The sequence below is a fragment of the uncultured Microbacterium sp. genome (assembly GCF_947632095.1).
GTDB lineage: Bacteria > Actinomycetota > Actinomycetes > Actinomycetales > Microbacteriaceae > Microbacterium.
Window position 1 is genome coordinate 1 of sequence record NZ_CANROA010000052.1, and the last position, 12,300, is coordinate 12,300.

A 12,300-nucleotide genomic window follows, 5' to 3' on the forward strand; every position below is an offset into this window, starting at 1 on the left:
CAGACCAGCTACGAGCGGATGAAGGGCAAGGTCGACGAAGAGCTCAAGCGCCACTTCAAGCCCGAGTTCCTCAACCGTGTCGACGACGTCATCGTCTTCCCGCAGCTGGCGAAGAAGGAGCTCATCCAGATCGTCGACCTGTTCGTGAAGCGCCTCGGCGACCGTCTGCTCGACCGCGACATGACCGTCGAGCTCACGCAGGACGCCAAGGAGCGTCTCATCGAGGTCGGCTTCGACCCGGCCCTCGGCGCCCGCCCGCTGCGCCGCGCCATGCAGCGCGAGATCGAGGACCACCTGTCCGAGAAGATCCTGCACGGCGAGCTCAACAGCGGCGACCACATCACGGTCGACGTCGCCGAGGGCAAGTTCACGTTCGCGATGAAGGCCCGCGGTGAGAAGGTCGCGGTCGGCGTCAACACGACGCCGGCGATCTCCGCCACGCCGGACCTCGCGGCCTCGGGCGAGTAACCCGATACGACGAATGGGCGGATGCTTCGGCATCCGCCCATTCGTCGTTCTCGTGGGGTCTCAGTCGTTCCAGGACCAGATGTCGTCGCCGCGCAGCGAGGCGTCCGCGCCGCCGTCGTCGTAGATGACCTGACCGGCGAGGTGCGTGTTCTCGACACTGGTCAGCCAGATCAGCAGGTTCGCGATCGACTCGGGCGGCTGGTGGTAGTTCAGCGGCATCGGCACGTTGTCGTCGACCATCGTGCGGTTCTCCTCGGTGGAGAGGAGCTCCTGGGTCATCGGGGTGAGCACGGTGCCGGGTGCGACGGCGTTGAGCGGGATGTCGGCGCCCGCCCACTCGGGAGTGATCGACTGGCGGCGCACCCAGCGCGACAGGGCGCGCTTGGACGACGGGTAGACGATGTAGCCGGCCATGCCGCCGGCGGCGGCGTACTGCTCGGCGATCTGCAGAGCGGTCGCCTCATCGCCGGCGAGGGCGGCCTCGACCATCTCGGCGGAGTTCTGCTGCAGCGACGCCATCGACGACACGACGGCGGCGCGCGGGGCATCCGACTTCGCCAGCGCCGGGCGCAGGTTCTCGAGCAGTTCCGTGACGCCGAAGTAGTTGACGGAGATCGTCTTCGCGATCGGCGCCGAGATTCCGGCGCAGGCGATCACGGCATCGATCGTGCCGCCGGCGATGTCGATCGCCTTCGCAGCGGCGTCGATGCGGCCCTGCGGCATCGACAGATCCGCCTCGACCTCGGCGTTTCGCAGATCGATGCCGATCACGCGGGCGCCGCGGTCGCGCAGCAGCTGCGCGGTGGTGGCGCCGATGCCGGATGCGGATCCGGTCACGACATAGGTGCGTGTCATGGTGTTCCTCCGTTTCACGACCGGGGGTTCGGTCGTAGGGAGTCGGAGGCGGGTTCGCCTCCGACGGGTTCGGTGGGCCCGCTGAGCTCGGCGACCAGGCGGGAGAGCTGGTCGGTGAAGCGGGCGGTCTCGGCGTCGTCCCATGCGGCGGTGGCGGAATGCAGCATGGCGACTCCCTCCGCGACGAGGCGACGATGGGCGGTTCCGCCGGCGGGGGAGAGGATGATGACGGATGCTCGTCCGTCGCTCGGATCCGTGCGCCTTTCGATGAGTCCTGCTCGTTCGAGGCGGGCGAGCTGCTTGCTCATGGTCGGCCGTGTCAGGTGCAGGGCTGCGGCGAGCGCACTCGATCGGGATGGGCCTTCGAGGCCGAGCATGTAGAGCGCGGGGATGTCGGCGCTGTCGATGCGGACACCGGCGCTGGCCGCGACGGACTCCTGCACGGAGGTCGACGACCAGCGGGCCATGAGATGCGTGAGCGCGGCGAGCAGGGCTGATTCGGATGCTTCGCGGGAGCTTTCCACGAAGATCAGTCCATGCGCTTGATTGCCTCAAGCAACTAACTTAATGCGCCGTTTCTCAGGCTGCCGGTTCTAGGGTGGAAGGGTGAGCGACTACATCGTCCGCCCGGCGCGCAGCGCCGACGTCCTCGGCATCCACCACCTGCTGGAGCCGCTGGTCGAGCGACGAATCCTGCTCGGCAAGGATCTCGCGGTGCTCTACGGCGCGGTGCAGGAGTTCGTGGTCGCCGAGAAAGACGGCGAACTGATCGGATGCGGTGCCCTGCATGTGATGTGGGAGGACCTCGGTGAGATCCGCACGTTGATCGTTCGTGACGACTGGCTGCGGCACGGCGTCGGACGCGCGATCGTCGAGGCCCTCGAAGTGCGCGCACAGGATCTCGGGCTCTCCCGCCTGTTCTGCCTCACCTTCGAGACGGACTTCTTCGCGCGCCGCGGATTCGCGCCCATCGGCGAGCAGATCGTCGCCCCGGACGTCTACTCGCAGCTGCTGCGCAGCCGTGACGAGGGCGTCGCCGAGTTCCTCGACCTCGCGCACGTGAAGCCGAACACCCTCGGCAACACCCGGATGCTGAAGAACCTGTGATGGCCGCGCGGCATCCGAGCCCGGCGGTCTACCGTCGGCGTCGCATCGTGTTCTTCGTGGCGGTTCTCCTCGTGCTCGCCGTCATCGGCGCGGGGATTTGGGTGCTCATCGCTCAGCCCTGGGCGGGCTCCGGCTCGGAGGAAGCCCCTGAGCCGTCGCCCTCGGCGAGCGAGACCGCAGTGCAGGCGGAGACTCCGTCGGCCGAGCCCAGCCCCGTCGAAACGCAGGGGGCCGCGCCCTGCCAGGCGGGGAGCATCACGGTCGAGGCGGTGACCGATGCCGAGAGCTATGAGGCAGGCGCTCTCCCGCAGCTGTCGATCCGGCTGACGAACACCGGCGCCGTCGACTGCACGATCGACGTCGGCTCGGCGACGCAGGCCTTCACGGTGACGAGTGGCGAGGACGTCTGGTGGCGTTCGACCGACTGCCAGGAGAACCCGAGCAGCATGGTCGTCACGCTCACCGCGGGACAGTCCGTCTCGAGCGCGACCCCCGTCGAATGGGACCGCACGCGCTCGGATGTCAGCACCTGCGACCAGGAGAACCGTTCGCGCGCCCCTGCCGGCGGAGCCTCGTACCACGTCGCCGTCTCGATCGGCGGCTTCGACGCCGCACGTACGCGCCAGATTCTTCTCTACTGATCGCTCGGGATATCAGATTTCGTCAGGAGTGGCGCTCTCTTTGGGATACCATAGAAGCTACTCTCGGTATATTCCGGTGCAAGCCATCCCCAGTGGCGTCGTACTCAGCGTCCCCAGCGCTTCGACATTCACCGTGCGAGAGTTGCGGGCCCTTTCGAGTTACCCAGTCCCCAATGGATGCTCGAGAGGGCCCCTTTTTCTTCTCTAAGCTGGATGAATGGCAGCGAAGAAGTCGAAATCGGCCGGCAAGAAGCCCCGTCCCGAGGAATTCCGCTCTGAGGCCCTCGCCCTCGCGCTCGAGAAGCAGGACATGGCAGCCGTCGCGCTGGCGCTGCGAAACGGCAACACGGTGGTGCCGCTGCTGCGTGCCGGAGTGCGTGACAATCCGCTCGACGGCGGGGAGGTCTGGACGTTCCGCGACCCGAACACTCAGCAGGTGGCACTGCTGCTCTTCAGCGACGCGCGCAACAAGCCCGAGAACCTGCCCTCCGGGGTGGGCGTCTACTCGCCGGAGTGGCTGGAGCAGTTCCTCACCAAGCACCGTGAGGAGATCACGACGGTCTTCCTCGACATCGCGGGACCGCACCCCATGCAGGCCGCGCCGGGCGACCTGCTCGCGGCGCTCGGCGCCTGACTCCGGCTCCGGATCAGAACGGCGGGACGTCGTCGATCTCGGGCTTGCGGCGCTTCGGCGCGGGATGCGCGGAGCGACTGCGTGAGCGCACATCGTCGAGCGCGGCCTTCAACGACGCCGAACGCTCATCGACCACCTGCTCGTAGCCGAGCCGCGTCGCCTCGGAACGGCGCTGCGCGGCCTGTGTGACGGCGCGCACCTCGCCGGCCAGGCTCAGCTCTCCCACCGCGGCGATCGTGCGCGGGACGGAGAACTGCTGGATGGAGCCCGCCACGGCGATCGCGATCGCGAGGTCGGCCGCCGGCTCGGTGAAGCGCACCCCGCCCACCGTCGACACGTAGACGTCGAGCTTGCTGGTGGGGACGCGGCCGCGCTTCTCGAGGATCGCCAGCACCATCGCCACACGAGCCGAGTCGAGCCCCGAGACGACGCGACGCGGATTCGGCGCCGCGGTCTCGACCGTCAGCGCCTGCACCTCGACGGGGAGGGCGCGACGGCCCTCCATCGCGATCGCGACACATGTTCCGGGCTCCGTCGAGCCCTGGCCGAGGAACAGCCCCGACGGGTCGGGGACCTCGGCGATCCCGTCGCCGGTCATCTCGAAGCATCCGACCTCATCCGTCGGACCGAACCGGTTCTTCAACGCACGGATGAAGCGCAGTGCCGTCTGCCGGTCGCCCTCGAAATGGCACACCACGTCGACGAGGTGCTCGAGCACACGGGGGCCGGCGACCTGGCCGTCCTTCGTGACATGCCCCACGATGATCACGGGCAGATGCCGCTCCTTGGCGACGCGGATCAGCGTCGCCGCGACCTCGCGCACCTGGCTCGGCTGGCCGGCCGCGCCGTCTGAGAGAGAGGATGCCACGGTCTGCACCGAATCGACGATCACCAGGCCCGGCTGCACCTCGTCGATGTGCCCCAGGATCGTCGCCAGATCGGTCTCGCTCGCCAGATAGAGCTCATCGTGCAGAGCACCGGTGCGCTCGGCGCGCAGACGCACCTGGGCCTGGGACTCCTCGGCGCTCGCGTAGAGCACGCGCCGCCCGCCGCGTGCGGCCTGGGCGGCCACCTCGAGAAGCAGCGTCGACTTGCCGACGCCGGGCTCACCGCTGAGCAGGATCGCGGCCCCCGGAACGATGCCGCCGCCCAGTACCCGGTCGAACTCGGCGACCCCGCTCGTGCGCCGCGGCGTCTCCGCCGTGGTGATCTGGGTGATGGGGCGGGCCGCACGATCGGCGCCCGGAGTCAGGGGAGAGATCTGACGCAGGATGCCGGTCTTCGCGGCCTGCTCCTGCACGGTTCCCCACTGCTGGCACTCACCGCAGCGGCCGACCCACTTCGACGTCGTCCACCCGCATTCCGTGCACGCGAAAGCAGGGGGAGCGGGTTTGCGGGTTGCCATGCAGCAAGGCTATCCGCAGCATCCGACAAAGCCCTCGAACAGTGCGCGATGCAGGAGCGCTATCGACCGGATCAGACATCCCTATCGCGAAAACCGAATATTCACGGCCCGGAAATCGTGGGCTGATCAGGACGTCGGGATAATTGAGACATGGCCATCGCCAGACCCACCTGCGGTCCGATCTCGACATACTCCCGGGTGCAGATCCTGCACCTGGTCCAGTCGCGACCCCACCGCACGATCGGCGAGCTGTGCGAGGTCACCGGGCTGCATGCGAACACCGTGCGCGAGCACCTGCAGCGGCTCATCGAGGGCGGATACGTGATCCCGGCCATCGAACGCCGCGCCACACGGGGGCGTCCGCGCACCCTGTACAGCGCGGCGACCGGAGCGCCCGGAGCCTCCAGCCCCGTCGCCCGCGACAAGGTCACCGCGGCCGCCCGTCGCGGCGACCTCATGCGCCGGATGGTTCCGGCCGCGGCATCCGATCTGGGGCGCGAAGCGACCTACCAGCTCGACGCCCTCATCGAACATCTTGAAGAAAGCGGATTCGAGCCCGTCATCGACGACGACCGGCTCACTGTGGACCTCACCCCGTGCCCGCACGCCGCGGCACGACCCGAGGATCGTCCGGTGCTGTGCCGGGTGCATCTGAGTCTCATGCAGGGGGTGCTCACGGAGGCCGGCGGCCCGCTGGTCGCCGATTCCGTGCACGAACCAACCATGCCTCAGGAGTGCACGGTGCAGCTGCGCCTGACGGACACCGCCGCGTAATCGCATCCCGGGGGCCCATCCCGGACTGGCCGTTATTCACGGCCTGCAGCGCGATCATCGCGGTTCGGCCAGACATAATCTGGCCGAAGTCCCAGAGAAGGAGTCGTCTGATGGAGTGGTTGGATCCGCTGGTCCTCGCGAGGTGGCAGTTCGGTCTCACGACCGTCTACCACTACCTCTTCGTGCCCCTCACGATCGGCATGGCGCTGTCGGCGGCCATCTTCCAGACCGCCTGGGTGCGCACCGGAAAGATCCAGTACCTGCATCTGACACGATTCTTCGGCAAGATCTTCCTCATCAACTTCGCCATGGGCGTCGTCACCGGAATCGTGCAGGAATTCCAGTTCGGCATGAACTGGTCGGACTACTCCCGCTTCGTCGGTGACGTGTTCGGCGCCCCGCTCGCCTTCGAAGGCCTGCTCGCCTTCTTCTTCGAGGCGACCTTCATCGGACTGTGGATCTTCGGCTGGGACAAGCTCAGCCAGAAGCTGCACCTGCTCACGATCTGGTGCGTCTCCATCGGCAGCATCCTGTCGGCCTACTTCATCATCGCCGCCAACGCGTTCATGCAGAACCCGGTCGGCTACGAGTACAACGCCGAGACGAACCGCGCCGAGCTCGTCGACTTCTGGGCGCTGCTGACGAACCCCGTCGCCCTCGCCGCCTTCCCGCACACGATCTTCGGCGCCTTCATGTTCGCCGCCGGAGTCATCATCTCGGTGTCGGCCTGGCACCTCTCCCGCGGACAGCACGTCGACACCATGCGGGTCTCGCTCAAGTTCGGACTCTGGGGGATGCTCGTGGCCGTCACCGGCGTCGTGCTCTCGGGCGACCAGCTGGGTCTTGCCATGTACGCCACACAGCCCATGAAGATGGCAGCGGCCGAGGCGACGTTCAACACCGTGTGCGGCAAGGACGCGGCATTCAGCCTCTTCACACTCGGAACCCCCGACGGCAAGACCGACCTGTTCTCCATCCGCGTGCCCTACCTGCTCTCGCTCCTGTCGAACCACTCGCTCGACGGATGCGTGCACGGGATCAACGACCTCAACGCGCAGTACGCCGTCGAATACGCCGACACCGGCATCACCGACTTCACCCCCGTGCTGTGGATCACCTACTGGGCCTTCCGCTGGATGATCGGCCTGGGCATGGCGCACGCCGCCATCGCCGTCGTCGGCCTGTGGATCACGCGCAAGAACGCCAAGCGCGAGCCCGCCAAGTGGATGTGGAAGATCGCGATCTGGTCCTACCCGCTCGCGCTCCTCGCCAACATCGTCGGATGGGTCTTCACCGAGATGGGCCGCCAGCCCTGGATCGTGTTCGGACTCATGACCACCCGTGACGGCGTCTCGCCCGGGACGAGCGGACTGGAAGTGCTCATCTCGCTGGTCGCCTTCACCGCGATCTACGCGGCGCTCGCCGTCGTCGAGATCCGCCTGATCGTGAAAGCGGCCCAGAAGGGGCCGGACACGGAAGAGAAACCCGCCGATGAGTCAGCGCAGCTGCCGTCGGTCGTGTACTGAGGAAGGACGCGGACATGGATCTCGCAACACTCTGGTTCGGCATCATCGCCTTCCTGTTCGTCGGATACTTCATCCTCGACGGGTTCGACTTCGGCGTCGGGATGTCGCTGCCGTTCCTCGGCAAGGACGACGTCTCCCGGCGTCAGATCATCAACACGATCGGCCCCGTGTGGGACCTCAACGAGACCTGGCTCATCGTCGCCGGCGCCTGCCTGTTCGCCTCGTTCCCCGAGTGGTACGCCTCGCTGTTCAGCGGCTTCTACCTCGCGCTGCTGCTGATCCTGCTCGCCCTGATCATGCGCGGCGTCTCCTTCGAATACCGCCACCAGGGCAAGAGCGAGAAATGGAAGCGCGGCTTTGACCGCATGATCGTGATCGGCTCCGCCGCACCCGCATTCCTCTGGGGCGTCGCCTTCGCGAACATCGTGCAGGGCGTGCCGCTGGATGAGAACCACATCTTCCAGGGCACCCTGCTCACGCTGCTGAACCCCTACGGTCTGCTCGGCGGCCTCACGACCCTGCTGCTGTTCTTCACGCACGGCGTCACCTTCATCGCGCTCAAGACCGACGGCAAGCTGCGCGCCGACGCCCGCACGCTCGGACTGCGCGCCGGACTCATCACCCTCGTGGTCGCGGCGGCCTTCCTCATCTGGACGGTCATCGCCTTCTTCAGCCCCGTCGTGCTCGCACTCGCGGCGCTCGCCGCCGTGTCGCTCGTGCTGTCGATCATCGCGAACGCCCGCGGACGCGAGGGATGGGCGTTCACCCTCGGCGCCGTCACGACGCTGTTCGCCGTCGTCACGCTGTTCGCCGCGCTGTTCCCCAATGTGCTGCCCTCGACGATCGATGCGGCCTTCAGCCTGACGATCGAGAACGCCTCCAGCACGCAGTACACGCTGCAGATCATGACCTGGACCGCCCTGTTCGCCATGCCGTTGGTGCTTCTGTACCAGGGATGGACATACTGGGTGTTCCGCAAGCGCGTCACGCGCTCATCCATCGAGGGGGCTCCGGCACACGCGTGAAACCCGTCGACCCGAGGCTGCTGAAGTACGCCGCCGCCGCTCGGGGATTCTTCATCCTCGCTGCGGCGGTCGGCGTCCTCCAGACCGCGGTCGTCATCGCCTTCGCGTGGTTCCTGACCGACGCCGTCACCGGGGCGATCGCCGGGCGGGATGTCGGAGCATCCCTGATCTGGCTCCTCGGTCTCGCCCTCCTGCGCGGCACCCTCATCGCGGCATCCGACGCCGCCGGGATGCGGGCGGCCGCGAAGACCGGCACCCAGCTGCGCACCGCCCTCGTGCGCGCCATCGGACGGCTCGGTCCCGGCTGGCTCGCCGGCCGCAACCGGGCCACGCTCGCCGTGACCGCCGGGCACGGGCTCGAAGCCCTCGACACCTACTTCGCCCGGTACCTGCCGCAGCTCGTGCTCATGGTCATCGCGACCCCCACGATCGTCGTCGTGATGTGGCTCAACGACTGGCCGAGCGGCCTCACCGCGATCATCACCCTGCCGCTGATCCCGCTGTTCATGATCCTCATCGGCATCGCGACGCGCACCGTGCAGCGCACCCAGTGGCAGACCCTGCAGCGACTCGCCGCGCGCTTCGCGGACACCGTGCAGGGGTTGTCGACGCTCCGACTGTTCGGTCGCGAGCGCCGTGCCGCCGCACAGATCGAGGCCACCGCCGACGGGTATCGACGCGAGACCATGAAGGTGCTGCGCTTCTCGTTCCTGTCGGGGTTCGCGATGGAACTGCTGTCGTCCCTCGCCGTGGCGCTCATCGCCGTGGCGGTCGGGTTCCGGCTGCTCGCCGGCGACATGACCCTCGAGGTCGGGCTGTTCGTGCTGCTGCTCGCACCCGAAGCGTTCCTGCCGATCCGGCAGGTCGGGGTGCAGTTCCACGCGGCTGCCGAAGGTGTCGCCGCAACCGAGGACATCTTCGACGTGCTCGATCAGGCCGGTCCCGCTGCATCTGCCCGCCGTGCCGTGCATGACTCAGGAGATTTTCCACCGACCGCCGTGGTTTCGACTGAAAACCCGCCCGCCACGGCAGGATCTCCTGAGTTGTGCGTGGAGGGGCTGCGCGTCCGAGACCTCCCACCCGTCTCGCTGACAGCATCGGCCGGTTCTCTCACCCTCGTCGAGGGGCCGAGCGGGTCGGGGAAGTCGAGTCTGCTCGCCGCCCTGCGGGGCGCGGTCGCGTTCCGGGGGACGGCGACGTTCGCCGGAGTCGATGTCCGTGACCTCGCCTCCGCGGAGTGGGTCGCCTGGGCCGGGCAGGCCCCGGGGCTCATCCGGGGCACGATCGCCGAGAACGTCGCGCTGGGCGGCATCGTCGACGACGACGCCATCCGCCGCGCGCTCGATGAGGCCGGCGCGGAAGAGCTCGACCCCGCGCAGGAGCTGGGCGTGCAGGGAAGCGGACTGTCGGGCGGCCAGGCGCAGCGCGTCGCGGTCGCGCGGGCGCTCTATCGGCACGCGGCCGACCCGTCGCGCGTTCTCATGCTGGATGAGCCGTCGAGCGCCCTGGATGCCGAGACCGAGGCGCGACTGTGGAAGAACCTGCGCCGCACCGCCGATGCCGGGGCGATGATCCTGCTCGTCTCGCATCGTCGATCTGCCCGTCAGTACGCCGATCGGATCGTCGATCTGGGGGTGTGGGTATGAGCGTTTCGTCGAGTGTTCGCGAGGTTCTGCGCCGGGCGCAGCCGCCGACGGCACGCTTCCTGCCCGGGCTGATCTGGGGCGTGCTGTCGGCTGCGGCAGCCGTGTCGTTGCTGGCGGTGAGTGGTTGGCTGATCGTGAGCGCGTCGATCGTCGATTCGCTCGTGCCGCTGTCGGTGGCTGTCGTTGGTGTGCGGTTCTTCGCCGTGTCGCGGGCGGTGTTCCGCTATCTCGAGCGGCTGTCGGGGCATGATGCGGCGCTGCGACAGCTGGCGGCGACCCGCTCCGACATGGTTCGTCGTCTTGTTCCGCTGTCGCCGGCCGGACTCGGCCGCACCGATCGCGGACGCATGCTGTCGGCCCTCGTCGACGATGTGGAGAATCTGCAGAACCTTCCGCTGCGGGTGGTTCAGCCGCTCGCGGTGGCGGGTGTCGTCGGTCTCGGATCCGTCACCTTCATCGCTTTCGTCTCTGTTCCTGCTGCGCTCACGCTGCTCGCCTGTCTGGTGATCGCGGCTCTCTCGGCGATCGGCCTCGGCTGGGTGTTCGGAGCCCGCGCGGAGGACCGGGTCTCGGAGCAGCGCGGTGAGCTGTCTGCCTCCCTCGTCGACTACTTCGGCAGCCTCGACGTGCTTCTCGCCTTCGGCGCGGAGCCGCAGGCGCGGGAGCGGATCGACCGGGCGGACGCGGCGCTGCGACGCACGGTGACCCGGGCATCGGTTTCGCAGGCGGTCGCCGCCGGCGTTCTTTCGGCGCTGGCCGGGGTCGCTTCGGTGTGGGCGTTGGCGGCTGCGGCCCCTGGTTTGGGATCGGGTGCGATCGACGGGCCCTGGCTCGCCGTGGTCGTGCTCGTGCCGATGGTGGTCTTCGAAGTCTTCGGTGCGGTGCCGATCGCGGCGTCGTCGTGGCGCAGTGTGCGCGCGAGCGCGCAGCGCATCGTCGAGGCTCTTCCTGCTCAGATGCCGGAGGAATTGCGCACGGATGCCGGTGACGACGACGATCCGGCTGGAACGGCGCTCGAACTGCGCGACGTGCGCGCAAGCTGGCCGGGCGGCGCGCCCGCGCTACGCGATGTCACCCTCGATGTGAGACCCGGCGAGAAGGTTCTCGTGACCGGGCCGAGCGGGGCGGGCAAGAGTTCGCTGGCGGCGGTGCTCGTCGGATTCCTCCGCGCCGAGGGCGTGTTCACGATCGGTGGGATGGATGCTGCGAGCATGAGCGGTCCGGCGCTGCGGCGCGCGATCGGTCTGTGCGAACAGCATCCGCAGCTCTTCGATGAGGACATTCGCCAGAACCTGCTTTTCGCCCGCGACACGGCAACCGATGACGAACTGCTGGCTGTGCTGCAGAGGGTCGGGCTCGGCGACTGGGTGCGCGAACGCGGGGGCCTCGATGCCCGCGTGGGCGACCGGGGTGCGCTCGTCTCGGGCGGTCAGGCGCAGCGCATCGCGCTCGCCCGGGCGCTGTTGCGCGGATTCCCCGTGCTCGTGCTCGATGAGCCCACGGCGGGCGTCGACCCGGAAGCATCCGATGCTCTTCTCGGCGACCTGCTGCGCGCGGCGGGGGAGCAGTCGGTGCTGCTCATCTCTCATGTCGCCCCGCCTGTTGGAACGATCGACCGGATCGTGCGGATCGAGGCCGGGCGGACGGTCTGACCCGGACGGCGGACCGAGCCGTCGTCAGACGGCGGTTTCGCCCGCGACGAGCTCGACGATGCGGGCGACGACGGCATCCGCGGCGAAGTGGTCGTACGCGGTGAGCGTGACGACGACGTCGCCGATGAAGATCAGGAGCTTGCCGTGCGCGCCGTGCAGGCGCCAGGCCGGTCCGGGGCCGTCCCACCCGGCGAGGGCGTAGCGCTGGTAGCCGGGGTTCTTCCCGGCCGGCACCCAGCCGGTGTGCATGGCCTCGATCCACTGCGGTGAGACGATCTGCGCGCCTTCCCACCGCCCGCGGTCGCGGATCAGCAGGCCGATGCGGGCGAGCTCCTCGGTGCGCAGGGCGATGCCCTCGCCGGCGATGATGCGGCCGTTCGGGCAGCGGTCCCACGTGACGTCGTGGATGCCGAGCGGAGCGAAGAGCCGCGGGACGAGATAGTCGTGCACATCGCCCACGCGGGTGGCCAGCACCGTCATCGCCGCGTAGGTGCTGGCGTTGGAGTACTGGAACACGCGCCCGCGCGACGGCCGTGAGAAGAACTCGCGGGCGAGGTCCGGCCAGCG

11 protein-coding genes and 2 pseudogenes are annotated in these 12,300 nt (G+C 68.3%); 9 read left to right on the forward strand and 4 right to left on the reverse strand.

What is annotated here, in order from left to right; genetic code table 11:
* Nucleotides 1–468: pseudogene (locus Q0Z66_RS10705) on the forward strand (NDP-hexose 4-ketoreductase); the annotation flags it as partial.
* A gap of 60 nt (nucleotides 469–528) precedes the next feature.
* Here Q0Z66_RS10705 and Q0Z66_RS10710 read toward each other — a convergent pair.
* A complete protein-coding gene (locus Q0Z66_RS10710) occupies nucleotides 529–1,323 on the reverse strand; it encodes an SDR family oxidoreductase (protein WP_298040942.1) in 795 nt (264 codons plus the stop codon).
* Nucleotides 1,324–1,337: 14 nt separating this feature from the next.
* The gene (locus Q0Z66_RS10715) at nucleotides 1,338–1,847 is read right to left on the reverse strand and encodes a MarR family winged helix-turn-helix transcriptional regulator (protein WP_298040944.1); all 510 of its coding nucleotides are present in this window, start codon (nucleotides 1,845–1,847) and stop codon (nucleotides 1,338–1,340) included.
* Between the two features lie 82 nt (nucleotides 1,848–1,929).
* Here Q0Z66_RS10715 and Q0Z66_RS10720 point away from each other — a divergent pair, with 82 nt between their 5' ends.
* The 3 genes from Q0Z66_RS10720 (at nucleotide 1,930) to Q0Z66_RS10730 (ending at nucleotide 3,705) form a co-directional block, all read left to right on the forward strand.
* Entirely contained in the window at nucleotides 1,930–2,430 is a 501-nt protein-coding gene (locus tag Q0Z66_RS10720; RefSeq protein WP_298040946.1) for an amino-acid N-acetyltransferase, read from the forward strand.
* Nucleotides 2,430–3,071, forward strand: coding sequence for a hypothetical protein (locus Q0Z66_RS10725; RefSeq protein ID WP_298040948.1), 642 nt, complete (start codon nucleotides 2,430–2,432; stop codon nucleotides 3,069–3,071). The genes Q0Z66_RS10720 and Q0Z66_RS10725 overlap by 1 nt, the downstream gene beginning before the upstream one ends.
* A 217-nt stretch (nucleotides 3,072–3,288) precedes the next feature.
* Nucleotides 3,289–3,705 (forward strand): dehydrogenase, encoded by a 417-nt coding sequence (locus Q0Z66_RS10730; protein WP_298040950.1) that lies wholly within the window; start codon nucleotides 3,289–3,291, stop codon nucleotides 3,703–3,705.
* Nucleotides 3,706–3,718: 13 nt separating this feature from the next.
* Here the strand turns inward: Q0Z66_RS10730 and radA are convergent, their stop codons facing one another.
* Nucleotides 3,719–5,110, reverse strand: a complete 1,392-nt coding sequence (gene radA, locus Q0Z66_RS10735) for a DNA repair protein RadA (protein WP_298040952.1) — start codon at nucleotides 5,108–5,110, stop codon at nucleotides 3,719–3,721.
* A 150-nt stretch (nucleotides 5,111–5,260) separates the two neighbouring features.
* Between radA and Q0Z66_RS10740 the strand changes: the two genes are divergently transcribed.
* The 5 genes from Q0Z66_RS10740 to cydC all read left to right on the forward strand — a co-directional run bounded on the left by Q0Z66_RS10740 (nucleotide 5,261) and on the right by cydC (nucleotide 11,733).
* Nucleotides 5,261–5,884, forward strand: coding sequence for an ArsR family transcriptional regulator (locus Q0Z66_RS10740; protein WP_298040954.1), 624 nt, complete (start codon nucleotides 5,261–5,263; stop codon nucleotides 5,882–5,884).
* Between the two features lie 110 nt (nucleotides 5,885–5,994).
* Nucleotides 5,995–7,410 carry a cytochrome ubiquinol oxidase subunit I gene (locus Q0Z66_RS10745; RefSeq protein ID WP_298040956.1) on the forward strand — a complete coding sequence of 472 codons (1,416 nt, stop codon included), beginning with the start codon at nucleotides 5,995–5,997 and terminating at the stop codon, nucleotides 7,408–7,410.
* 14 nt (nucleotides 7,411–7,424) lie between these two features.
* Entirely contained in the window at nucleotides 7,425–8,435 is a 1,011-nt protein-coding gene (gene cydB, locus Q0Z66_RS10750) for a cytochrome d ubiquinol oxidase subunit II (RefSeq protein ID WP_298040958.1), read from the forward strand.
* Nucleotides 8,432–10,081, forward strand: a complete 1,650-nt coding sequence (gene cydD / locus Q0Z66_RS10755) for a thiol reductant ABC exporter subunit CydD (RefSeq protein ID WP_298040961.1) — start codon at nucleotides 8,432–8,434, stop codon at nucleotides 10,079–10,081. Before cydB ends, cydD begins: the two co-directional genes overlap by 4 nt.
* A complete protein-coding gene (gene cydC, locus Q0Z66_RS10760; protein WP_298040963.1) occupies nucleotides 10,078–11,733 on the forward strand; it encodes a thiol reductant ABC exporter subunit CydC in 1,656 nt (551 codons plus the stop codon). Before cydD ends, cydC begins: the two co-directional genes overlap by 4 nt.
* A gap of 24 nt (nucleotides 11,734–11,757) precedes the next feature.
* Here the strand turns inward: cydC and Q0Z66_RS10765 are convergent.
* Nucleotides 11,758–12,300: pseudogene (locus tag Q0Z66_RS10765) on the reverse strand (hydrolase); the annotation flags it as partial.